22 protein-coding genes and 1 riboswitch are annotated in these 23,373 nt (G+C 65.0%); of the genes, 11 read left to right on the top strand and 11 right to left on the bottom strand.

Features of this window, described 5'->3' with window-relative positions; genetic code table 11:
* Positions 1–21: 21 nt before the first annotated feature.
* The gene (gene uvrA / locus AC1Q7F_RS08875) at positions 22–2,871 is read left to right on the top strand and encodes an excinuclease ABC subunit UvrA (protein WP_492505851.1); all 2,850 of its coding nucleotides are present in this window, start codon (positions 22–24) and stop codon (positions 2,869–2,871) included.
* 333 nt (positions 2,872–3,204) lie between these two features.
* Here uvrA and AC1Q7F_RS08870 read toward each other — a convergent pair whose 3' ends face one another.
* Positions 3,205–3,468 (bottom strand): hypothetical protein, encoded by a 264-nt coding sequence (locus AC1Q7F_RS08870; RefSeq protein WP_492505849.1) that lies wholly within the window; start codon positions 3,466–3,468, stop codon positions 3,205–3,207.
* 186 nt (positions 3,469–3,654) lie between these two features.
* Here AC1Q7F_RS08870 and AC1Q7F_RS08865 point away from each other — a divergent pair, with 186 nt between their 5' ends.
* The gene (locus AC1Q7F_RS08865; protein WP_492505847.1) at positions 3,655–4,341 is read left to right on the top strand and encodes a hypothetical protein; all 687 of its coding nucleotides are present in this window, start codon (positions 3,655–3,657) and stop codon (positions 4,339–4,341) included.
* 29 nt (positions 4,342–4,370) lie between these two features.
* On the opposite strand, the gene AC1Q7F_RS08860 is transcribed toward AC1Q7F_RS08865, so the two are convergent.
* Positions 4,371–4,544 carry a DUF4169 family protein gene (locus AC1Q7F_RS08860; RefSeq protein WP_492505845.1) on the bottom strand — a complete coding sequence of 58 codons (174 nt, stop codon included), beginning with the start codon at positions 4,542–4,544 and terminating at the stop codon, positions 4,371–4,373.
* Between the two features lie 77 nt (positions 4,545–4,621).
* On the opposite strand from AC1Q7F_RS08860, the gene AC1Q7F_RS08855 reads away from it, so the two are divergent.
* From AC1Q7F_RS08855 to AC1Q7F_RS08845, 3 genes are all read left to right on the top strand, one after another.
* Positions 4,622–7,846 (top strand): AsmA family protein, encoded by a 3,225-nt coding sequence (locus AC1Q7F_RS08855; protein WP_492505844.1) that lies wholly within the window; start codon positions 4,622–4,624, stop codon positions 7,844–7,846.
* A gap of 68 nt (positions 7,847–7,914) precedes the next feature.
* Entirely contained in the window at positions 7,915–8,697 is a 783-nt protein-coding gene (locus tag AC1Q7F_RS08850; RefSeq protein ID WP_492505842.1) for a 3-hydroxybutyrate dehydrogenase, read from the top strand.
* Between the two features lie 25 nt (positions 8,698–8,722).
* Positions 8,723–9,763 carry a patatin-like phospholipase family protein gene (locus AC1Q7F_RS08845; protein WP_492505840.1) on the top strand — a complete coding sequence of 347 codons (1,041 nt, stop codon included), beginning with the start codon at positions 8,723–8,725 and terminating at the stop codon, positions 9,761–9,763.
* A 183-nt stretch (positions 9,764–9,946) separates the two neighbouring features.
* On the opposite strand, the gene surE is transcribed toward AC1Q7F_RS08845, so the two are convergent.
* Complete coding sequence (gene surE, locus AC1Q7F_RS08840) at positions 9,947–10,711, bottom strand: 5'/3'-nucleotidase SurE (protein WP_492505838.1); 765 nt, start codon at positions 10,709–10,711, stop codon at positions 9,947–9,949.
* 85 nt (positions 10,712–10,796) lie between these two features.
* On the opposite strand from surE, the gene AC1Q7F_RS08835 reads away from it, so the two are divergent.
* The gene (locus AC1Q7F_RS08835) at positions 10,797–11,123 is read left to right on the top strand and encodes a DUF1491 family protein (protein ID WP_492505836.1); all 327 of its coding nucleotides are present in this window, start codon (positions 10,797–10,799) and stop codon (positions 11,121–11,123) included.
* Positions 11,124–11,234: 111 nt separating this feature from the next.
* On the top strand, positions 11,235–13,382 hold the full coding sequence (locus AC1Q7F_RS08830; RefSeq protein WP_492505834.1) for a TonB-dependent receptor: 2,148 nt from the start codon (positions 11,235–11,237) through the stop codon (positions 13,380–13,382).
* Here the strand turns inward: AC1Q7F_RS08830 and AC1Q7F_RS08825 are convergent.
* Together AC1Q7F_RS08825 and AC1Q7F_RS08820 are read right to left on the bottom strand one after the other, a co-directional pair.
* Entirely contained in the window at positions 13,331–13,885 is a 555-nt protein-coding gene (locus AC1Q7F_RS08825; RefSeq protein WP_492505833.1) for a nuclear transport factor 2 family protein, read from the bottom strand. The genes AC1Q7F_RS08830 and AC1Q7F_RS08825 overlap by 52 nt on opposite strands.
* A gap of 59 nt (positions 13,886–13,944) precedes the next feature.
* The gene (locus AC1Q7F_RS08820) at positions 13,945–14,445 is read right to left on the bottom strand and encodes a nuclear transport factor 2 family protein (protein WP_492505831.1); all 501 of its coding nucleotides are present in this window, start codon (positions 14,443–14,445) and stop codon (positions 13,945–13,947) included.
* Positions 14,446–14,674: 229 nt separating this feature from the next.
* Here AC1Q7F_RS08820 and AC1Q7F_RS08815 point away from each other — a divergent pair, with 229 nt between their 5' ends.
* Entirely contained in the window at positions 14,675–16,339 is a 1,665-nt protein-coding gene (locus tag AC1Q7F_RS08815; RefSeq protein ID WP_492505829.1) for a pectate lyase, read from the top strand.
* A gap of 3 nt (positions 16,340–16,342) precedes the next feature.
* On the opposite strand, the gene AC1Q7F_RS08810 is transcribed toward AC1Q7F_RS08815, so the two are convergent.
* The 5 genes from AC1Q7F_RS08810 to AC1Q7F_RS08790 form a co-directional block, all read right to left on the bottom strand.
* Positions 16,343–16,915 carry a hypothetical protein gene (locus AC1Q7F_RS08810; protein ID WP_492505827.1) on the bottom strand — a complete coding sequence of 191 codons (573 nt, stop codon included), beginning with the start codon at positions 16,913–16,915 and terminating at the stop codon, positions 16,343–16,345.
* 152 nt (positions 16,916–17,067) lie between these two features.
* Positions 17,068–17,565 (bottom strand): DUF192 domain-containing protein, encoded by a 498-nt coding sequence (locus AC1Q7F_RS08805; RefSeq protein WP_492505826.1) that lies wholly within the window; start codon positions 17,563–17,565, stop codon positions 17,068–17,070.
* 37 nt (positions 17,566–17,602) lie between these two features.
* Positions 17,603–18,763: an acetoin utilization protein AcuC gene (locus AC1Q7F_RS08800; protein WP_492505824.1), complete on the bottom strand. Its 1,161-nt coding sequence runs from the start codon at positions 18,761–18,763 to the stop codon at positions 17,603–17,605.
* 61 nt (positions 18,764–18,824) lie between these two features.
* Positions 18,825–19,130, bottom strand: a complete 306-nt coding sequence (locus tag AC1Q7F_RS08795) for a hypothetical protein (RefSeq protein ID WP_492505823.1) — start codon at positions 19,128–19,130, stop codon at positions 18,825–18,827.
* Complete coding sequence (locus tag AC1Q7F_RS08790; RefSeq protein WP_492505821.1) at positions 19,078–19,323, bottom strand: hypothetical protein; 246 nt, start codon at positions 19,321–19,323, stop codon at positions 19,078–19,080. The genes AC1Q7F_RS08795 and AC1Q7F_RS08790 overlap by 53 nt, the downstream gene beginning before the upstream one ends.
* Positions 19,324–19,446: 123 nt before the next feature.
* Positions 19,447–19,551: riboswitch (TPP riboswitch) on the top strand.
* On the opposite strand from AC1Q7F_RS08790, the gene AC1Q7F_RS08785 reads away from it, so the two are divergent.
* From AC1Q7F_RS08785 to AC1Q7F_RS08775, 3 genes are all read left to right on the top strand, one after another.
* Positions 19,544–20,308, top strand: coding sequence for an ABC transporter ATP-binding protein (locus AC1Q7F_RS08785; RefSeq protein ID WP_492505819.1), 765 nt, complete (start codon positions 19,544–19,546; stop codon positions 20,306–20,308). It overlaps the preceding riboswitch by 8 nt.
* Positions 20,305–21,072, top strand: a complete 768-nt coding sequence (locus tag AC1Q7F_RS08780; RefSeq protein ID WP_492505817.1) for an ABC transporter permease — start codon at positions 20,305–20,307, stop codon at positions 21,070–21,072. The genes AC1Q7F_RS08785 and AC1Q7F_RS08780 overlap by 4 nt, the downstream gene beginning before the upstream one ends.
* Positions 21,073–21,077: 5 nt before the next feature.
* A complete protein-coding gene (locus tag AC1Q7F_RS08775; protein ID WP_492506487.1) occupies positions 21,078–22,019 on the top strand; it encodes an ABC transporter substrate-binding protein in 942 nt (313 codons plus the stop codon).
* Here AC1Q7F_RS08775 and AC1Q7F_RS08770 read toward each other — a convergent pair whose 3' ends face one another.
* The gene (locus AC1Q7F_RS08770; RefSeq protein WP_492505815.1) at positions 22,020–23,336 is read right to left on the bottom strand and encodes an ATP-binding protein; all 1,317 of its coding nucleotides are present in this window, start codon (positions 23,334–23,336) and stop codon (positions 22,020–22,022) included. It lies immediately after the preceding gene.
* Between the last annotated feature and the right edge of the window lie 37 nt (positions 23,337–23,373).

The raw sequence follows: 23,373 nt of genomic DNA, 5'->3' as shown, positions 1-23,373 counted from the left end.
GAAAGCCGAAGACAGACCGCGATGAACAAGCATATTTCCGTCCGTGGCGCCCGCGAACATAACCTGAAGAATGTCGATGTCGATCTGCCGCGCGACAGTCTGGTGGTGATCACCGGCCTGTCGGGCTCCGGCAAATCGTCCCTGGCTTTCGACACGATCTATGCCGAGGGGCAGCGGCGCTATGTGGAAAGCCTGTCGGCCTATGCGCGCCAGTTCCTGGAACTGATGCAGAAGCCCGATGTAGACAGCATTGAGGGCCTGTCGCCCGCCATTTCCATCGAGCAGAAGACCACCAGCCGCAATCCCCGCTCCACCGTCGGCACGGTGACGGAGATTTATGATTACATGCGCCTGCTGTTTGCGCGCATCGGTGTGCCCTATTCCCCGGCTACCGGCCTGCCCATCGAAAGCCAGACGGTCAGCCAGATGGTGGACCGTATCCTGTCCATGCCGGCCGATACCCGCCTCTACCTGCTGGCCCCCATCGCGCGCGGCAAGAAGGGGGAGTTCAAGAAGGAGCTGGCGGAACTGCGCAAGCGCGGCTTCCAGCGCGTCAAGATCAATGGCGAGATGTATGAGATCGAGGATGCACCCACCCTCGACAAGAAGCTGAAGCATGATATCGAGGTGGTGGTCGACCGGTTGAAGATCCAGCCCGACCTGGGCAACCGCCTGGCCGATTCGATCGAGACGGGGCTGGAACTGTCCGACGGGCTGATCTTCACCGAAAACGCCGACAATGGCGAGCGCACCGTGTTCTCCGCCAAGTTCGCCTGCCCGGTCAGCGGCTTCACGATTGAGGAGATCGAGCCCAGACTGTTCAGCTTCAACAACCCGTTCGGCGCCTGCCCGGCCTGCGACGGGCTGGGCTCGAAGCATTATTTCGATCCGATGCTGGTGGTGCCCGACGAACGGCTGAGCCTGAAGGAGGGTGCGATTGCGCCCTGGGCCAATTCCACCTCGCAATATTATCTCCAGACCCTGGAAAGCATCTGCGCCCATTACGGGGCCGACATCAAGAAGCCGTGGGAGAAGCTGCCCGAGGAGGTGCGCCAGTGCCTGCTGTTCGGGTCGGGCAAGACGCCGATCACCATGCGCTATGATGACGGTTTGCGCTCCTATGAGACCAAAAAGCCGTTCGAGGGCGTGGTCAACAATCTCCAGCGCCGCTGGAAGGAGACGGAAAGCGCCCTGGTGCGCGAGGAACTGTCCAAGTACCAATCCTCCCAGCCGTGCGAGGCCTGTAATGGCGCGCGTCTGAAGCCCGAAGCGCTGGCCGTCAAGGTGCGCGGCCTGAACATTGCGGAGATCAGCCGCATGTCCATCCGCCAGGCCGGCGACTGGTTCCTGGCGCTGGACCCGCATCTGACCCAGAAGCAGCGCGACATCGCCACGCGCATCCTGAAGGAGATCAACGAGCGTCTGGGCTTCCTCAACAATGTCGGGCTGGAATATCTGGCCATGGACCGGGCGTCCGGCACCCTGTCGGGTGGCGAGAGCCAGCGCATCCGCCTGGCCTCGCAGATCGGGTCGGGCCTGACCGGCGTGCTCTATGTGCTGGACGAGCCGTCGATCGGCCTGCATCAGCGCGACAATGACCGGCTACTGGCTACCCTGAAGCGCCTGCGCGACATCGGCAACACGGTCATCGTCGTGGAGCATGACGAGGATGCCATCCGCATCGCCGATTATCTGGTCGATATGGGACCGGGGGCCGGCGTGCATGGCGGCACCGTGGTGGCCCAGGGCACCCCGGCGGAGGTGATGGCCCATCCCGACAGCATGACGGCACAATATCTGTCCGGCCGCCGCCGCATCGAAATCCCGGCCACCCGCCGTCCTGGCCATCCGGGCCAGTTCCTGGAGATCACGGGCTGCCGCACCAACAATCTCCAGAACGTCACGGCGAAGATCCCGCTGGGCACCTTCACCTGCGTCACCGGCGTGTCGGGCGGTGGCAAGTCCACTTTGGTGGTGGAGACCCTGTACAAGGCGCTGGCCAAGCGCCTGATGGGGGCGCGCGAGCATCCGGGGGAGCATGACGCCATCCATGGGCTGGAGAATATCGATAAGGTCATCGATATCGACCAGTCGCCCATCGGCCGCACCCCGCGCTCCAACCCGGCAACCTATACCGGCTGCTTCACCCCCATGCGCGACTGGTTCGCCGGCCTGCCGGAATCCAAGGCCCGCGGCTATGGTCCCGGCCGCTTCAGCTTCAACGTCAAGGGCGGGCGGTGCGAGGCCTGCCAGGGCGACGGCGTCATCAAGATCGAGATGCATTTCCTGCCCGACGTCTATGTCACCTGCGATGTCTGCCACGGCAAGCGCTATAACCGCGAAACGCTGGAGGTCCATTACAAGGGTAAGAGCATCGCCGAGGTGCTGGACATGACGGTAGAGGAAGGGGCGGAATTCTTCCGCGCCGTGCCGTCGATCCGCGACAAGCTGGAAACACTGGACCGGGTGGGCCTGGGCTATATCAAGATCGGCCAGCCGGCCACCACCCTGTCGGGCGGCGAGGCGCAGCGCGTGAAGCTGGCCAAGGAACTGTCCCGCCGCTCCACCGGCCGCACCATCTACATCCTGGACGAGCCGACCACCGGCCTGCATTTCGAGGATGTGCGCAAGCTGCTGGAGGTGCTGCATGCCCTGGTCGACCAGGGAAACACGGTGCTGGTGATCGAACATAATCTGGAGGTCATCAAGACCGCCGACTGGCTGATCGACATGGGCCCCGAAGGCGGCAATGGCGGCGGCGAAATCGTGGCCGCCGGCACCCCGGAGACCGTGGCCAAGGTGGCGCGCAGCCATACGGGGCACTATCTGGCGCCCTATATGAAGACGGCGAAGGCGCGGAAGGTGGGGTGAGGTGGGGCGGGGCTCGCCTTCGGCTTGACCAAACCTACGGTTCTTCACCGCTATACCCGACTTGGTACCGAGCTCTCAAACTCATTGCGCAGTCATTGGAGCTTGCCAAGTTTAAATAGAATCAAGCTTTTACCCGCCTTCCCGGCGAAGGCCGGGACCCAGGGGCCCCAGGATCAAACCTCGACGCGGCTTGGATCAAAGCTGCCGACAGGTCGGGCGCTTGACCCCTGGGTCCCGGCCTTCGCCGGGAAGGCGGAAGAGAAGCAACCTGAACCTGACTGGCACTAACTGCGTGCGCATTGATACCCCGCCGGGGTATCGGCAACGCCATCGTCATTCATCCATGAGATGGTCCAGCGCCCGCGCGGCCGCCGATGGCTGCGCCCGGTCGATCTCGTCCCACAGATCGTCGGGCAGTTCGGAAGGGTGATAGGCTTTGCGGGCAGCCTTGGCCTGCCTCAGCAATTCCCCATCCTCCGGCGAGATATAATGGCCGACCACCTTGCCATAGCTGGTGACAGTCACCGTCTCGCGCTGCACCTGCCGCTGGATGGTGCCGAACTGGCGGACGAACTCGGCGGAAGTGACTGTTCCCATGGCGCGCCCCGTTATGGATGTTCTGCATATTACAGGAATTTCTTAATTGTAGAGAATATTGGGATGATACTTAAAAAATTTTCCTGCGAACAAATTGATCATATACATTATGATCTTATTTATAGAATATATATGATGCATACCATTCTTTATGCATACACGATGCACATATATAGGAGAAGAACCATGGACGTATTTGTTAGTGTGGGAACAGGCCTCACCTCTCAGCAGGAAACATTCGTGCGGGAAGTGGAGGCCCGACTGATGGCTGTGGGCCTTTCTCCACGCACCATTGGTCGCAACACATTCAGCATAGGCGCCCCAATACAGGCGATAACACAACTCATGGATCGTTGCCATGGAACTGTAGTTATTGCAACAGAACGATATTATTTTGACAATGGAAAAGAAAGAAGGGGAACAATTAAAGAAAAGGTCCTGAATAAAATTAGCCTCCCAACGCCATGGAATCAGATAGAGGCAGCAATGTCATTAAGCAGAAATTTACCTATATTAATTTTAGTTGATGAAAACTTGCATTGCGATGGCCTTCTCGAAAAAATGAACGGCGTATTTATTTGTGAGTTAAAAATAGATACGATATCATTAAGCACTACAATGTTTTTGGGCCTCTTTGAGGATTGGCATAAAAATCTTTCCAACCCCAAAGAAAATCCGAAAGTACTTGACCCTTCAAAATTAAGTATTTCTAGTATTTTAGGATCACTTGGAATCGCACAAATCTGGGCACTATTAGTAGCCCTAGCAGTTTTGCTGGGAGGGTCATTCACATTGGGTACAAAGTATGAGAAATTTCAGCAACTTAACATGAATATAAAACACGGTGAAAATGTAAAAACACCAGATAAGTGAAGGGACATTTTACCCAAAATCTCCAACTTTCACTCCACCTTATGCCCCTCCAGCGCCCGCAGCACCTTCTCCTCCTCCGCCCGCCGCTTCTCCTTCTCCGCCTTGGTCTGCCCGAACCGCACTCGGTTCTCCGCCGCCTCCACCGCGCGGTCGGCCTTGGCTTTCGCCTTGCGGGCGCGGTTGAGATTCACGATTTCGCCCATTTCATTCCCTATCCTGCCGGCCGCCGGTTCTATAGGTTAAGATTTCAGGGCTGGATGGCAAGAGGGATGGGCAAAGCGTGAAGCGGATTGCGGTGACCCTGGGGCTGACGCTGGCCCTGCTGATCCTGGTCGTGCTGGTGGGGCCTGCCCTGGTGCCCTGGAACGAGTTCCGGTCCCGCGTGGCCGATGGGCTGGCGGGGCTGACCGGCCGGCAGGTGGTCATCGATGGCGACCTGAACCTGACCCTGCTGCCCGTCCCCACCCTGACCGCCGGCAATGTCCGCCTGCTGGATGCCGGGGAACCGCTGGCACAGATCGGCAGTGTCGCCATGCGGGTGCGGCCCTGGCGGCTGCTGGCCGGACAGGTGCAGATCGAGAAGCTGGCGCTGGATGATGCGGAAATGCGCGCCATCCTGCCCGCCGACGGCCCGGCCCGCTGGCCTGTCACCCTGACGGCCCTGGGGGGCTCGGTCCAGGTGGAGGGAATGTCGCTGACCGACGGGTCCCTGGTGCTGGAACGGCCGGGCGGCGACATCATCCGGCTGGCGGGATTGTCGGGCGAGATGGCGGCGGGGGGGCCCGACGGGCCGTTCGAACTGACGGCCACCGGTGCCCTGGACGGCACGCCCACCCGCCTGACCCTGAACGCCGCCCGCCGCGCCGCCAATGGTACCACGCCCATCCGCGCCATCCTGTCGCTGACCGACGCCAAGGCCGACCTGCGCTTCACCGGCATGCTTCCACCCGCCGGCGGGCAGACCACGCTGGAGGGCGATATCGCCCTGCAAGGACCCGATGCCGCCCCCGTCCTGCGGCTGGTCCAGCATCTGGCCGGCACCGAGTTGCCGGGGGAAGCGGCGGATACCAAGGGGCCGGCCTTGTCGCTGCGCGGCCGGCTGACCCTGTCCAAGGCGTCCATCGGCCTGGACGGGATCGAGCTGCAATGGGGCGACAGCCGCGCCACGGGCAGTGTCGAGCTGCCGCGTCTGCCCGACGGCACGGGCGCCATCACCCTGGCCTTCACCGCGCTGGACCTGGATCGGCTGGGGGCCGACCTGCCCGGCCTGCGCGACGGGCTGCCCCAACAAACCCTGGTACTGGACCTGCTGGCCGATCAGGGCCGCTGGCGCGGCGACATATTGCGCGACCTGCGGCTGGTGGGGCGGCTGGGCGGCGGTGTGCTGGGCGATGGCGAATTGTCGGGCACCCTGCCCGGCGGCACCGTCCTCACCCTGAAGGGGGCCGCCGATTTCAGCGGTGAACAGCCGGTGCTGGGCGCCGATCTGGACCTGAAATCCGACAGTCTGCGCGATACGCTGGCCTGGGCCGGCCTGCCCATGGACAGCGTGCCGCCGGAACGGCTGCGTCAGGCCCGGCTGACCGGCCGCCTGACCGGCAAGCCGCTGGATTTCGCCCTGACCGATGCCACCGGCAACGTGGACACCACCCAGTTCAAAGGTGCCCTCACCCTGTCACGCCGTGACCGTATCGGTCTGGGTTTGCGGATCGAGCTGGACCGGCTGGACCTGGACGCCTATCGCACACCGGACGCGCCCGACCTGTGGCCGGTGCTGAAACCGCTGCTGGATGGGGTCGACCTGACCTTGGAGGGCAAGGCCGGGCAGCTGGTGGCGGGCGGTCTGCCGGCGGACGGGGTGGAGGTCGATGCCGGCTGGACCGGCGGGGCGCTTACCCTGCGCAACGCCGCCGCCAGTGCGGTGACCGGCATCAATGTCAAGGCCAGCGGCCATCTGTCGGACAAGGAGGGTGAAAGCTCCCACCTGACACTGACGGCATCCGGCCCCACCCTGGCGCCGCTGCTGCGCGCCCTGGGCCGGCCGGACCCGGTGCTGGCCGAACGGCTGGGCACTGTGGCGGTGGAGGCCCGGCTGGTGGGCGATGCCGCACGGCTGGCCGTGGATATCCGCGCCGATGCCCTGGGCGGGACCACCCAACTGGGTGGGTCCATCGGCAATCCCACCGCCAAGGGCGAGGCCTTGCTGGACGTGAAGCTGCGCAGCAATCTGCCCGACACGGCCAACCTGCTGCGCCTGGCGCTCAGCGACTGGCGTCCTGCCGGGCCGCTGGGCCCGCTGGACCTCTATGCCGCCATCACCGGGCCGATGGGCGGCACCCTGGCCCTGAACGAGATCCAGGGCCAGTTCGCGGGCCACAGTATCAACGGCGCCCTGACCTGGGTGCCGGCCCCGGCCGACGGTGGGGCGGCGCGCCTGGACGGCAAGCTGTCCTTGGCCGTGCTGGACACCGACTTGGCTATCCCCGCCCTGACCCGCGATGGCGCGGCCTGGGACCTGGGCTGGACCCGGCGGCTGAACGGCAGGCTGGACCTGACGGTGCCGCAACTGACCCTGGGCGGTGAGAAGCTGCAATCGGCCAGCCTGCCGCTGACCATCGCCAACGGCCTGATCCGGCTGGAGAATGCCGCCGCCCGCTGGCAGGGTGGCGATGTCACCCTGACCGGGGCCCTAGAACAGACCGAAGCCTCCCCCCTGGCCACCGATGGCGACGGGTCGGACGGGCCGGTGCCGCTGTCGGGCAACCTGACCCTGGGCGTGAAGGATGCCGCCCTGCCCGACTGGCTATCCGGCCCGTCGCTGGGGCTGAAGGGCGGGCGTTTCGACCTGTCGCTGACGGGCACCGGCGGCGGCCCCACGGCGCGCGCCCTGCTGTCGACCCTGACCGGCGAGGGCAAGGCGACCTTGCGCGACGCCACACTGACCGGGCTGGACCTGGCCGGCACGTCCAGGCGCCTGGCGGAGGGTGGCCCCAGGGGGCCGACGCAACTGCGCACCGCCCTGCGTGCCAAGGGCGATACCGGCTTCGACACAATGTCCCTGTCCGTCACCCTGGCCGATCAGGCGGCAGCACTCAGCGGGATCGCGGCGACGGGACCGCAGGGCACGCTGACCGGGGCCGGCCGCTGGGCCTGGCGCGACCGCATGCTGGACCTGACCCTGACGCTCGCCCCCGCCAGCCCGCCAGGCGCCCCCGCCCTGGGCCTGCGTCTGGCCGGCCCCGACCAGTCGGCGGTGCGCACCCTGGACGTGGCCGCCGCCGATGCCTGGCTGGGCAAGCGGGAGGCGGAAAGGCTGGCCAAACAGGCCCGTGACGAGGCGGCGGCGGAGGCTGCCCCGCCACCGGCCGCCAAGGCAAAGCCCGCTGCGCCCGCGGCCAAGCCGGCACCACAGAAGCCCGCACCGGCTAAACCGGCCCCGCAGACACCGTCGCCCCCGGACAATGCCGTGCAGGGAATCCTCGACCGGCTGAAACGGACCCCTTGATTTCAGAGTCGAACAAGTATTCAAGTTCCAGCCGACAATGCATGAACCCCAGCCAAGCGAGTGCCATCATGTTGAAGGGTAAGGTCGCGATCATCACCGGCTCCACCAGCGGCATCGGCCTGGGCATCGCCCGCCGGCTGGCGGCGTCGGGTGCGCATGTGGTCCTGAACGGCTTCGGCGACGCGGGCGAGATTGAGGCGGTACGCGCCGGCATCGCGGCGGAATTCGGCGTCCAGGCGCTCTATTCCCCTGCCGACATGACCAGTCCGGACCAGATCAAGGGCATGGTCGACCTGGCCGTCACCAATCTGGGATCGGCCGATATCCTGGTCAACAATGCCGGCATCCAGCACACGGCCCCCATCACCGAATTCCCCGCCGAACGCTGGGACAGCGTCATCGCCATCAACCTGTCCGCCGTGTTCCACGGCATGCAGGCGGCGCTGCCGCATATGCAGGCCAAGGGCTGGGGCCGCATCGTCAATATCGCGTCGGCCCATGGGCTGGTGGCCAGCGTCAACAAGGCCGCCTATGTCGCGGCCAAGCATGGCGTGCTGGGCCTGACCAAGGTGGCGGCGCTGGAGAATGCCGAAAGCGCCATCACCGTCAACGCCATCTGCCCCGGCTGGGTGCTGACCCCGCTGGTGCAGAAGCAGATCGACGCGCTGGCCGCCCGCGAGGGCATCAGTGTGGCCGAGGCACAGGTGAAGCTCCTGTCGGAAAAGCAGCCCTCCAAGCAGTTTACCACGCCCGAACAATTGGGCGACCTCACCGTTTTCCTGTGCAGCGACGCCGCGTCGAACATCAAGGGAGCCTCGCTCCCCGTCGATGGCGGCTGGACGGCGCAGTAATTACTTCCTCCAGTCAAAGTGCATCATGACCCGATCCAAAACCGTCGCCCGTCCCCGCCTTGGTCTTGCCTTGCAGGGGGGCGGGTCGCATGGCGCCTTCACCTGGGGGGTGCTGGACCGGCTGCTTGAGCTTGACCGGCTGGAGGTGGAGGCGATTTCCGGCACCTCCGCCGGCGCCATGAACGGCGCCCTGATGGCCTATGGCTGGCTGACGGGCGGACCGCAGGCGGCGCGCGACCTGCTGTACCGGTTCTGGCGGCGGGTGGCCAAGGCCAATGCGTTTGGCCCGATGTCGCCCTCCTTCCTGACCCAGCTGACCGGCAATCCCAATGTGGAGGCGCACCCCGTCTATGCAGGGTTCGACCTGATGATCCGCATGATGTCGCCCTATCAGTTCAACCCGCTGGGGCTGAACCCGCTGGCCGATGTGCTGGAAGGGCTGATCGATTTCAAGGTTCTGCAGGACGCCGAACAGATGCGGCTGTTCGTCAGCGCCACCAATGTGGCGCATGGCCGGCTGCGTCTGTTCCAGGGCAAGGATCTGTCGGTGGATTGCCTGCTGGCCACTGCCTGCCTGCCCTTCCTGTTCCAGGCGGTGCGCATCGAGGGCGAGCATTACTGGGACGGCGGCTATATGGGCAATCCCGTGCTGGACCCGCTGATCAAGCAGACCAGTACCAACGATATCCTGATCGTGCAGGTGACGCCGATCGAACGGCCGGAAGTGCCCAAATCCCCCACCGCCATCGTCGACCGCATCAATGAGATCAGCTTCAACTCCATCTTTGTACGTGAGTTGCGGTCGATCGAGCTTGTCAATCACTTGCTGGCCAAGGGCGCGATGACGCCGGAGGCATCCGGCATGCGCCCCATCCATCTGCACCGGATCGAGGCGGAGGAACGGATGGGCCATCTGGGCGTGTCCAGCAAGCTGAACGCCGACTGGGGCTTCCTGTCCGACCTGCGCGATACCGGCCGTGCGGCGGCCGACGAATGGCTGGCCAAGTACGAGAAGGACCTGGGCAAGCGCAGCAGCTTTGAGACGGGGCCGCTGTTCGTGGGGTGAAGCCTGACTCCGTGGAGGTTTTTCCCGCCTTCCCGGCGAAGGCCGGGGACCCAGGGGCCACAAGGAAAACCTCTCCGCAGCGTCCATCAAAGCTGCCGACAAGTCGCGCACCTGGCCCCTGGGTCCCGGCCTTCGCGGGGAGGCGATTCAAGAAATTTCAATGGGTTAAGGTGAGACCTTCACTTACCCCACCAACCCCGCCAGGGCTGCCATATCCGTCATGTCGAACCCGATTGGCGTGACGCTGATCTCCCGACGGCGCAAGGCGGCGATATCCGTATCATCACTATCCTGCCGGGACGGCGACCGGTGCATGGACAGCCAATGGTAGGGAAAGCCGCGCGTATCCTCACGCGTGTCTACGTCCAGGGTCAGGCTGCCCGGCGGGCCCTGGCGGGTGACGGTCAGGCCCTTTACCTCGTCCGGTTCCACATCGGGGAAATTCACGTTCAGCACGCTGGCCGGCGCGCCGAAGCGGCGGACCACGGCACCCAGGCCGCCGATCGCCGTATGCCAGCGGACATTGTTGCGGTCGCGCCAGGCCTGGCTGACGGCATAGGCCGGTACACCCGACAGCCGCGCCATCAGGGCGGCGCTGACCGTCCCGGAGTAACCCACCTCCTCCGCCAGATTGGCGCCCCGGTTGATGCCGGAGAACACCACGTCAGGCGGGTTGTCGCGCAGCACATGGCGCAGGGCCACGACGACACAGTCGCTGGGCGTGCCCGTCACCGCATAGCGCCGGAAACCGCGTTCGAACAGCCGCAGCGGGGCATGCAGGCTGATCGCCCGCGACACGCCCGACTGATCATGCTCCGGCGCCACAATCCACACTTCCCGGGCCAGCGGCGTCACCGCCTCCAGCAGGGCCGCCATGCCGGGCGCATCGACGCCATCATCGTTGGTCAACAGGGCGCGCTGGAACAGGGGGGCGTCCGGGGCTTGCATCGTGGCATCCAACATGGTCGTTAGGAACTGGCCCCATTCAAATCGAACAAGCGTTTGAAGTCGAGCGCGAATAGGATCAGGTCCCATGGAAGAACGCCTGCCCACCCATCTTTTCGTGCAGTCCCACCTCTGGCGCCTGTCGGCGACCGGCGTGCCGGCCTATGTGCTGCGCAAGGGGGAACGGGAAAGCGGCCTGATCCTGCTGAAGGTGACCATCCCCTTCCAGGGCAGCCGCATGTTCAGCCAGGGCCGCGACATCAATGGCAAGCTGGGCTGGGTCCCCGGCGCCAATGGCGGGATGATCGACGAGATGGAAGCGCAAGCCTTCGTCGAACGCCATGTGAAGCGCGATCCCGACCTGTGGGTGATCGAGGTGGAGACGCGCGACGGGTCCAATCCGTTCGCCGAGTAACACCAGCAAGGACATACCTGCCCACCGCCGGCTTTTGCTTGCGTGGAAATAAGATTTCGGGAATTCAGGCGCGGAACCCAGACCGAACCCCAGACATTGGTTCCGCAACCCATGCACAATTCCATCCGCGTCTACGCCCGTATTCTGTCCGCGACGACCGCCCTTCTGGCCCTGTCGCACACCGCAACGGCCGATACGGCCCTTGACGAAATCGTCGTCACCGCCACCCGCCGCGCCACCCAAATCCGTGATGTCCCCGCCAGCGTATCCCGCGTCGACCGCGATGATTTCGAGCCCAAGGCCACCCGTTTCATCGGGGAAGAGCTGCGCGGCCTGCCCGGCCTGGTGGTGAAGACCAACGACCAGGGCACCTATACCGACATCACCATCCGCGGCGTGCCCAACCGCGTCCATAACGACACGATCACCATGCTGATGGACGGCGTGCCCTTCGTCACCGGCGATGACGAGGTCGACATGGAACAGCTGCCCTTCGGCGTTGTGGGCCAGGTGGATGTCGTCCGCGGCCCGACCAGCGCGCTGTACGGTCGCGGTGCCATCGCCGGCACCATCAATTACATCACCCGTGACGTGACCGACGAGCCGCTGGCCCAGGCCCAGGCGGGTGTGGGATCGCATGGCTGGTGGAATGCCGCCGCCATGGTCCAGCGTGCCACGGGCGATGCCGGCGCCATCCTGATCTCCGCCCAGGCCCAGGGCGCCGACGGCTGGCGCGACCGCACGGACCGCCGGGAACAGACCTTGTTCGTGAAACAGCGTCTGGACCTGGGTGAGACCACGGTACTGAACCTGACGGGCACCTATGTGAACACCGAACAGGGGCTGGCCGGCGAATTGCCGACCGATGCCAACGGCATCCCCATCCCCCTGATCGGCGGTCGCGCCGGCAACTGGAACCAGGATGATGCCGGCTTCGACAAGCGCATGTGGACGGGCACGGCCCTGCTGACCAGTGACTGGACCGACAGCATCACCGGCACCACCCGCCTGCATGCCCGCCACGCCAACACCGCCGGCAAACAGGGCTTCTTCAATGCGCTGGACCCGGCCGCCGGCACGGTGGATTTCACCGGCTTCCGCGTCGATGGTTCCACCGACACCTATTTCGCCGAACAGCAGGTCGACGCCCGCATCGACGACATCTGGCGTTTGCTGGCCGGTGTTTCGGCCGAACAGGTCAACGCCTTCCATGTCGAGACCTGGACCGGGGAGTTCGATTTCGGCCCGCGCTTCTATACCCAGCGGCGCGATGCCCTCACCGGTGCGCATGTCGATGCCGCCCTGTGGCAGTCCGACCGTCTGCTGAACGCCAAGGCCCGCAACCGCACCCAGGCGGCCTTCGCCCAGGTCGATGCCGACTGGGGTGAACTGGCTGCCAGCGTCGGTGCACGGCTGGACCGGTTCCAGCGCAAGGTGCATTACGGCCCCTCGGGCAGCGGCTATGGCCCCGACCCGGAAGTGACGGTGAAGGACAGCGACAGCCATCTCAGCCCCAAGGCATCGCTGCGCTGGCGCATGACCGACCTGGTCACCGCCTATGCCAGCTTCGGCGAGGGGTTCAGCCCCGGCTTCGGCCCCATCTGGTCCTTCCGCAACCGTGATACCGATCTGAACCCGGAAATCGCCCGCAATATCGAAGCGGGCGTGAAGGGTCAGACGGCGGATGGCCGCTTCACAGTCAGCGTCACCGCCTATCAGCTGAAACGGTCCGACCTGTTGCAGTTGCTGCCCGTCGGTGCCTCTGCCCGCACCATTAACAGCGGCCGGCAGCGCTCACGCGGGGTGGAGGTGGAGGCCAATGCCGATCTGGGGCATGGCACGGCGCTGATCCTGGCCTATGGCTACACAAAGGCCATCTGGACGGAGAATGCCTTCCTGGAGCCCGATACCAACAGGCCCTTCGACTTCACCGGCAAGGATGTAGCGGGCGTTCCCCGCCATGCCGGTCGGGCGGAACTGGTGCAGGCGATTGACGCCGCCGCCCTGACCCTGCGCGCCTGGGCCGACATTTCCGGCGACTATGCCTATGACGGGGCCAACAGCCGCACGGCCGGCGGCTACATGCTGGCCAACGCCGCCGTCACCTGGACGGGCCTGGACGGGCTGGACCTGACCTTGACCGGCCGCAACCTGTTCGACCGCAAGGTCAACAGCGTCGTGGCCAATAATGACGGCCCCTACGCCTATTATCCGCAGCCGCCGCTGCAATGGGTGCTGTCCGGGACGGTGCGGTTCTGACGATCCCGGCCGGCTTTCATGCCTGTCAGGGGGGGCGGTGGCGACGGTTCCGTCACCGCCCCCGGATAATCGGCGTAATCCTGGTGCCGCACCACCATCCCGTTCTGAAACGTCAAGATGGTGACCATGCCGGTGCGCCAGCGCAGCCAACGGCCATCCTGTCCCGGTGACAGAACATTGACGCGTCCAATGAAGACGACCTGATCGCCCGAGTGGAACACCTGCTGCCATTGCAGGCCCAGTTCGTGCACACCACTTTCCCCGCGCAACCTGCCAAAACCTGCGAGCACCGCGTCCTTGCCCTGTCTCTCGATGGGACCGTCAAATTTCGCGGGCGCCGTCCGGTCCGAATAATGGACATCACTCGCCTGCAGTGCCCGCAGCCCGTCAATATCCAGCCTGTTGAACGCCTGCATGTAGCGATGGGCCAGCGCCTCTGTCTGATCCGCGTCGGCCAAAACGGTCGTTGGTGCAAAGGCCAGCAACCCGATCCACAGCAGCAACCGCGGCAATATCCGCATCTGTCTCTCTCCATCCGGCCGTCATGGCGGCAAATCCGCGTTCAGTCGGCCTTGCCGGTCTCAGCACCGGCATAGTTGGTGTAATCCCGGTGCTCGATAACCTTGCCGTCGCGCATCGTGACGATGGTGACAATGGGAAAGGTCGTGCGGGCAGCACCATTCGGCATCTCGATCAATGCCGACGCCGTGCCAATGAAGACGACATGGCCGGACGCCTCGTAGACATCGCGGATTGTGTAGTCGATGCGGCGGACGCTCTGCGTCCACCCCCGCAATCCCGCGATCACCGCATCCCGCCCTTCCCATTTGAACGGCCCGCCGATGCCCGGAACGTTGGTGGAGGTCGGATCCTCGAAACGGGCGTCGGGCGCCATGGCAGCGGCCACAGCCGGTAGATCCAGGGCCTGATAGACCGTCAGATAGGCTTCGGCCTGCGCGATCACCGTTGCATTCCCGTTCTTACCGGGTACTGCACCGGCAGGCAGCGTCTGGCCAATCAGCAGCAGCGGCAGGAAGGGTAACGCGAGGCGCATCTGATACATGTCGGCTGTCTCCACCGTTGGCTTCCAGCTTTGCCAGACCTGTACCGGCGCAGCTATGACGGAAAGCTGATTTTTGTCTGATAACCGGCTTCTTACGCTGCGACGGGCCGCGACAATCCGGCAGGACTTAACGAAGCTTAGGCATAGGAAACCGGTGTCATTTGTGATTTACTCCTTTCCAAGGTGGCCAGAAGCGCCACCCGTGGAGTGAAACCCCGGAGATCCGATCATGCGTCCTGCCGCGTTCAAGCGTGTGCTGTGCCTTGTCTGCCTGCCGCTGTTGATGGCCCTTCCCGCTCACGCACAGACCGATCCGATGGCCACCGGCGCGGTGTCGACGACGCAGGAGGCCGCGCAGGCCCCCAACCGGGAGACCATCCTGGCGACCATGAAGCGGGCCAGCCGCTTCATGGTGGAAGAGGCGGCAGTGAATGGCGGCTTCGTCTGGCAATATCTGCCCGATTTCTCCCGCCGCTGGGGGGAGCTTGAGGCCAGCCCGACCATGATCTGGGTGCAGCCGCCGGGCACACCGACCATGGGCAACCTGTTCCTGGATGCCTGGCACGCCACGGGTGACGCCTGGTACCTGGATGCGGCCATGAAGACGGCGGCAGCCTTGATCAAGGGTCAGCTGGAAAGCGGCGGCTGGAACTATGTGATCGATACCGCCGGGCCGGAGGCGGAGCAGCGCTGGTACGACACCTATGGCAAGAACGCCTGGCGGATGGAGGAATTCCATCATTATTACGGCAACGGCACCTTCGATGATGCCGGCACGGCCGAGGCCACGCAGTTCCTGCTGCGCCTCTATCTGGAAAAGAAGGACAAGGGCATCAGGAAGGCGCTCGACAAGGCCCTGGGCTTCATCCTGAAGGCGCAGTACCCGAATGGCGGCTGGCCGCAGCGTTTCCCCCTGGTCAAGGATGGCGGCGTCCATGGCCGCCCGGACTATACCGGCTATATCACCTTCAATGATGATGTGGCCGGCGAGAATCTGGAGGTGCTGGTCTTCGCCTATCAGACCCTGGGTGACAGGAAGCTGCTGGACCCCATCCGGCGCGGCATGGACATCTTCCTGGCCACCCAGCAGCCGCAGCCCCAGCCCGCCTGGGGCCTGCAGCACCGCACCACCGACTTGAAGCCGGCCGGGGCCCGCACCTATGAACCCGAAGGTTTCGCCACTCACACCACGGCCAATAATATCAAGCAATTGCTGAATTTCTATCGTCTGACCGGCGAGGCGAAATATCTGGCGCGGGTGCCCGAGGCGCTGGACTGGCTGGACAAGGTGCAGTCACCGGCCAACCTGCGCAGCCAGGGCCGCACCCACCCGACCTTCATCACCGTGGGCGAGGGCAAGCCGCTCTACCTGCACCGCCGCGGCTCCAACGTCGTCAATGGCGAATATTACACCAGCGACGATCCCAACGACGTCATCATCCATTATGGGTCCTTCCGCTCCATCAAGACCGAGGCGCTGCGCAAGGAATATACAGAGCTGGCGGCGACAGCCGGCGATGTGGTGGCCAAGGGCTCGCCCCTGCTGGCCAAGCCCGGCACCTATGCCCTGCCCCGCTATTTCACCCTGCGCGATGTCGATGTCTTCGACATGATGAAGAAGGACGGACAGGAGAAGGTGGCCGATGGCGCTACGCTGGCCGCACTGGTGGGCGGGCTGAACAATCGCGGATATTGGCCGGTGATGCTGACCACGATCTCCAATCCCTATATCGGCGATGGCCCTTCCATGCCGGTGGGGGGCGAATATCGCGCCACCCGCGTCGGCGATCCCAGCGACACCTCCCCCTACACCACCGACTATCCCGTGGAGGGCATTTCCACGGCGGCCTATGTCAAGAATATGGGGGAATTGATCAGGGCGTTGGGGAAATAACCCTCAAATATCCAGGTCCACCTGATGATCGTCCGGTGTGACGGTCCTCAGGGCCTGGATGTAGGAGGCGATCTTCACCGCCTGCTCGCTGTGCAGGGCCAACAGGCGCTCGATCTCCTGCGCAAGCTGGTTGGCGTCCATGCCATCCGCCAGAAGCGGGAGGCCCACTTCCTCCGCCGATATCACATCATCCGCCAGGACGGAGATGGTCTGCTCCGATCCCGGCAGAGAGACAGTATCGACAACCGGCGGCGGCCCGGCCTCGACCAGCGGCGGTACCGCCAGGGGCGGGCCGCGTTCCATCGGTGTCGGTGCAACGGGCGGCTTCTCCGCCAGACGGTCCAGGTTGCGGCGGATGCGCTGCTTCTGCGGGACCGACAGGTCGGGAAGGTTGTCCACCTCCTCCATCAGCAGGTCGAGCAGGCGGTGGCGCAGGGTACGCCCCTCCTTCCGCCGGTCCGGCTGATCCTGCCGGCGACGATCCCCCACCGGCTGCACACCGATCACCGGACGGTCCCGGTTGGGCGGGGTTACCGGTTGCGGCAGATTCTGCAGAGGGGGCGTATAGAGTACCATGCTCCCATTCTACCACGCCGTATCCCCCAGGAAATGTGCGGGTTCGGGGTATCTCCGATAGTGAGTTGCCCGTATGTCGCATGACCGGGGCGATTTTCATCTTTCCGGCGGTAACGGGCGCGGCATCGGCGTCTGAAGAAGCTGAAACGGCTTCAATTCGGGCGCTTGACGCCGAAAGCCGGATGCAGCAGCCGGTCACCCGGCTTGATGCCCAGCTTGCCGGCCAGCCCGCCATTGATTTCCAGAACGGCGATGGCCAGCCCCGCCGACGGCAGCGGCGTCGGGTCATGCGGCTTGCCATGCTGGATGTTCAGGATATAGCCGTTGGCATCGACGAAGATGATATCCAGCGGGATCAGCGTGTTCTTCATCCAGAAGGAAAGCCGGCTCTCCCGCTCGTTGAGGAACAGCATCCCCCGCTCATCCTCCATCTTCTCCACGAACATCAGGCCGGTGGCCTGCTGCTGTGGGGTCAGGGCCAGATCGACATTGAAGGTGTGGCGCCGCCCGCCCTTGCTTTCCACGACCAGGCTATCGCGGTTCAGGCCGGTCTGCGGCCCCATCTGGGCCAGGGCGGCGGGGATCGTGGCCGGCAGCAGGGCCGGGGTCAGGGACAGCAGCAGGGCGAAGGCCAGACGACGCAGCAGCATGATGGTTCCCGAAAGGATGAGACTGGCGCGCATCCTATCACAGATCGCGCACGGCCGCCGTCGCCTGCCGCACCATGTCGCGGATCGGGCCTTCATGCGGGGCATCGGCCAGGGTGTGGAACCAGCGGGCCGGCGGGTTGCGCCCTTCGCGCCGGTCCCAGGTCAGGGATTTCAGCACCTGGACCCCCGCCGGCGTCAGTTCGGCCGGCGTCGGGTCGATACCGTTCAGCACGGCCCAGATACCGGCCCAGGCGCGGCCCACCGACCAGGGATTGTAACCACCACCACCCACCACGATGGTGCGCGGCGCCAACCCCACCAGATCGCCCACCGCCCGCCACAGGGCGCGGTTGGACAAGGACAGGCGGGAGAGCGGATCGTCGGCCAGGGCATCGGCACCGGTCTGGATCATCATGGCCTGCGGCCGGAACGCCACGGCCAGCGGAATGATCGCCTCCTCCACCACATGGCGGAACTCGTCATCATTCAGGCCGGCGGGCAGCGGGATATTACGGGCCATGCCGCCGGCCCGGTCCGCCAGCTTGCCCGTATAGGGCCACCGCCCCTCCTCATGGGTGGAGATGGTCAGGACGCGTTCATCATCATGAAAGGCATCCTGCACCCCGTCGCCATGATGGGCGTCCAGATCCACATAGAGGATGCGGTCCAGCCCCTGGTCCAGCAGGGCCATGATGCCAAGCACCGGGGCGTTGAAGAAGCAGAAGCCGCTGGCCCGTCCGGGCCGGGCATGGTGGGTACCGCTGGCCGGGGAGTGCACCACCCCGCCATCACGCACCAGATCGGCGGCCATAATCGCGGCACCAGCGGCGATGGCCGGGCGGCGGTACATTTCCGGAAAGACCGGGTTTTCCAGCTTGCCCAATGCGTAACGCAGGGCCGTGTCCAGGTCCACGCGCTGGTCACGCTCGGCCCGCTGAACCGCGGCGATATAATCGCGGTCATGGAACCGGGCCAGTTGCTCCGGGGTGGCCTGCGGGCTGTCCACATAGGCGGCATCATCCAGCCAGCCCATGGCACGGATCAGGTCGGTCGCGACCGTGACGCGCGGGATGGACAGCGGATGCTTCCTGCCATAGCTGGAATGGCGATAGATTTCACCGCCAAGATAAAGCGGACAGGCCATCGCGTCGCGTCGCAATGCAGGGGCGGGTTCGGACAGGGTGGCGCTGTCGGGCATGATGACCCGATCCTATGCCGCAGCGCGAAAGGGAACAAGCCGCACCGCACCACCCGCGACGTTATTTCACGGCCTCATGATCGTAGGAGAAGACGCGGGAGAGCTTCCAACCATCGGGCTCCAGCCGCCAGCGCTGGGTGAAGCGGGCCTTGCCCACCCGCTTCTCCGGCCCGTCGCCCTTGCGTTCATAGAACACATGGTCGCCCTGCTCGATCACGCCGATGCCGGCGATAGGATGCAGGGTCATGGTGCCGGCCACCAGTTCGCGACGCGACCGCCAGGCATCCGGCTTCTTCTTCTCCTCACAACCTTTCTTATATTCCGCCACGAAGGGGGCAGCGGCGCGCCACCTCTCCGCCCTTGTCATGATACATCTCGAAATCAGGCATCAGCATGGTGGCGAGGCGATCGGGGTCGCAGCCTTCGAAGAACAGCGCGAAGAAGTCGGCATCCGACTTCTCGATGGCCACCCGCAGGGCCGGCCCCTCGGGCAAGGTGGCGGCATGGGCCGGCAGGGCCAGGGCCGACAGGAAGGTCACGAGAATCAGGGACTTGCGCATGGTATCTCCCATTCCAGACACCCGGATTTGACATCAGACAGCGCGTACCCGCAAGCACCGTCACCGGCTTCCCCAGGGTACCATTAACCTTGCGGGACTGCCCTGTGTTTGCCATAACCAACCCACCTCACTGGGGGGAGCCGATTGTCGGCTGAGAGGTCCTGTACGGGACGACCCCTGGAACCTGATCCGGCTGATACCGGCGTAGGGACAGTGACCCATGAATGAACCATCGGGACCGCGCGCGGCCCCGCCCGCCCCTGCCATCCATGTCCGTGACGCCGCCATCGCGTTTTGCGGGCAAACGCTGTTCACGGGCCTGGACCTGACGGCACCGGCGGGACAGACCACCTGCCTTCTGGGCCCCAGCGGCGTGGGCAAGTCCAGCCTGCTGCGCCGCATCGCCGGGCTGCTGCCGGGGGAAGGCACCGTCACCGCCGATGACGGAATGCCCGTCGCCGGCCGCATCGCCTGGATGGGGCAGCAGGACCTGCTGCTGCCCTGGGCCCCCGTCCTGGACAATGTCATGCTGGGGGCAAAGCTGCGCGGGGTCCGGCTGGACGCCATCATCCGCGACCGGGCCATGGCCCTGCTGGCGGCGGTGGGGCTGGACGGCTGGGAAAGGCAGCGGCCCGACGCCCTGTCCGGCGGCATGCGCCAGCGCACAGCATTGGCCCGCACCCTGTTCGAGGATCGGCCCATCGTGCTGATGGACGAGCCCTTCTCGGCCCTGGATGCCATCAACAGGCTGGATATGCAGGATCTGGCGGCCGGCCTGCTGACCGGGCGCACCGTGATCATGGTCACCCATGACCCGATGGAGGCGCTGCGCCTGGGCCATCAGGTGCTGGTCCTGTCCGGCAATCCGGTGCGCTTGTCCGATGCCATCATCCCATCCGGCGCCACGCCCCGCCCGCCCGATCTGCCGGCCCTGCTGTCCCTGCAGGGTCAGCTGCTGTCCCGCCTGCGCGGGGGTACCGCATGACCGGGCGTATCCTGCGGGGATTGACCACCCTGGCCGGTTTGCTGCTGGCCTGGACGCTGCTGGTCCGGCTTGCAGAACTGCCGCACTATATCCTTCCGGGTCCGGAACGAGTGGCCGTGCGTCTGTGGGAAGATTACGCGCTGCTGGCCCGGCATGCGGGTTATACGGGCCTGGAGATCGTGCTGGGCCTGATGTTGGGCACGCTCTGCGGCGGGCTGGCGGCCCTGGCCCTGACGGCGTTGCAGGCAGCACGGCGCTGGCTGCTGCCGCTGCTGCTGGCCAGCCAGGCGGTGCCGGTCTTCGCCATCGCACCCCTGCTGGTACTGTGGCTGGGCTATGGCATGGCGTCCAAGGTGGCGATGGCTACCCTGATCATCTTCTTCCCCGTCACCGCCAGCTTCTATGATGGCTTGCGGCGCACCGATCCCGGCTGGCTGGATCTGGCGCGGACCATGGGGGCCACGCCCTGGACCCTGCTGCGCCATATCCGGGTGCCGGCAGCATTGCCCGCCCTGGGTTCCGGCCTGCGCATGGCCGCCGCCGTGGCACCCATCGGGGCTGTAGTGGGCGAATGGGTGGGGGCGTCGGCGGGGCTGGGCTATCTGATGTTGCATGCCACGGCGCGGGTACAGACCGATTTGGCCTTCGCCGCTCTTTTCATCCTGGCGCTGCTGGCCGTCGGCCTGTGGCTGCTGGTGGATGTGATGTTACGCCGGGCCATGCCCTGGCTTCCCGACAGCGTGATGAGCAAGGAAGACACATAATGAAGATGCGTTGGATGCGGGCGATGGCCGTGGCCGCCACCATGGCGGGTGCCGCCCTGCCCGCCATGGCCCAGGACAAGATGACGGTGCTGCTGGACTGGTTCGTGAACCCCGACCATGGGCCGCTCTACGTGGCGCAGGAACAGGGCTATTTCAAGGATGAAGGGCTGGCGGTGGAGATGATCGCCCCGGCCGACCCCAACGATCCGCCGCGCCTGGTGGCCGCCGGCCAGGGCGACATCGCCATCTCCTATCAGCCGCAATTGCACCTGCAGGTCGATGCCGGCTTGCCCGTGGTGCGCGTCGGCACCCTGGTGGCCACGCCGCTCAACACCGTCATTGTCCTGAAGGATGGCCCTATCAGGTCCATCAAGGATCTGAAGGGCAAGAAGATCGGCTTCTCCGTCGGCGGGTTCGAGGATGCGCTGCTGGGCGCCATGCTGGAAAAACACGGCCTGTCCCTGAAGGATGTCACCCTGGTCAACGTCAATTTCTCCCTGTCTCCGGCCCTGTTCGCGGGCCAGGTGGATGCCATTGTCGGGGGCTACCGCAATTTCGAACTGAACCAGATGGCGATCGAGAACAAGCAAGGCCGCGCCTTTTTCCCCGAGGAAGAGGGCGTGCCCGCCTATGACGAGCTGGTGTTCATCACCGCCAGGAACAAAGTGAACGACCCGCGCATCGGCCGCTTCCTGAACGCGGTGGAACGCGGCACCCAATACCTGATCAACCATCCGGACGCCGCCTGGGCCCTGTTCATCAAGGGCCGCAAGGATCTGGATACGGAGCTGAACAAGCGCGCCTGGAAGGACAGCGTGGCCCGCTTCGCCCACAGCCCCCGCGCGCTGGACAACGCCCGGTACGCGCGTTTCGCCCAGTTTCTGAAGGCCCGCAGCCTGATCAAGACCACGCCGGACGTGGCGACATATGCCGTGGAAGTGAAGTGATCACAGCGGCAGCCGCACGACAGCCCGCAAGCCCTTCTGCGGGCTGTCGCGCAGGATGACGTCGCCGCCATGGCGCCGGGCGATGTCGCGGGCGATGGTCAGGCCCAGGCCCACGCCGCCGGTCTTCTGGTTGCGCGACGGCTCCAGCCGGAAGAAGGGGCGGAACACCGCATCGCGCTGATCATCGGGAATGCCCGGCCCGTCATCGTCGATCAGGATTTCCACGAAATTGCCCCGCCGCTCCAGGCTGATCCAGACATGCCGCCCATAGCGCGCGGCATTGCCGATCAGGTTGGTCAGGCAGCGGCGCAGCGACAACAGACGCAGCGGCAGCACCACCGCTTCGCCCTGCGTCACCATCGGGTCCAGCGTCAGCCGCGCCCCCTCCCGCCTTGCATTGCCCGCGATCTCGGCCAGCAGCAGCGACAGGTCCACCTGCCGCTCCTCCTCCTCGCCATCCCCCCTGGCAAAGGAGAGGTAGCCGTCGATCATCACCTGCATCTCGGCCACGTCGGCCTTCAGCTCCTCCACCTCCGCCATGTCCGGCATCATGGCCAATTGCAGCTTCATGCGGGTCAAGGGCGTGCGCAGATCGTGGCTGACCCCGGCCAGCATTTCCGTGCGCTGCGCGATCTGCCGGCGGATGCGGTCGCGCATCAGCAGGAAGGCGTGGGCCGCCTGACGCACCTCCACCGCCCCCTCGGGGCGGAAATCCGCCATGTCGCGGCCCTTGCCGAACGCATCGGCCGCCACCGCCAGGCGGCGGATGGGCCGGATCTGGTTGCGCATGAACAAGGTGGCGATGGAGAACAGCACCAGCGAACTGCCCAGCATCCAGATGATGAACAGATAGCTGGTGAAACTATAGAGACGGCGTTCCGGCGACAGCACCGACAGCACCCCGTCGGACAACTGTACCCTTATCTCGATCCATTTATGGGCGACATTGCTGTTGATGCGCCAGGGCCGGCGCACCCGGTCATCCAGCGCCTTTCCCAATGTCTCCTCCAGCGCCCCGCGCAGGCGGGCCGGCGGGTCGGGCAATATCTCTTCGGGTGTCCAGGAGAACAGGATGTCGGTATTGCGGGCCGCCATGGACAGCGTCTCTTCCCGCGCACCATCATCCCCGTCACGGGCCAGCTGCTCGATGACCAGGGCGATCTCACCCGCCACGGAATTGGCCAGCCGGTTGGTCATCGTGTCCCAATGCCGATCATAGAAGACGAAAGTGGCGATGGCCTGGGCCAGCACCACGGGCGTCATCATGATCAACAGCGACCGCGCGAACAGGGTCGCCGGCACGTAGCGCTTCAACATGCGCATCGGCCGGGGACGCCGTCGCCACAAATCCTGA

This window comes from Niveispirillum sp. GW835-FHT14G11, from assembly GCF_058793615.1.
This window is presented reverse-complemented; position numbering and strand designations above follow the sequence as displayed.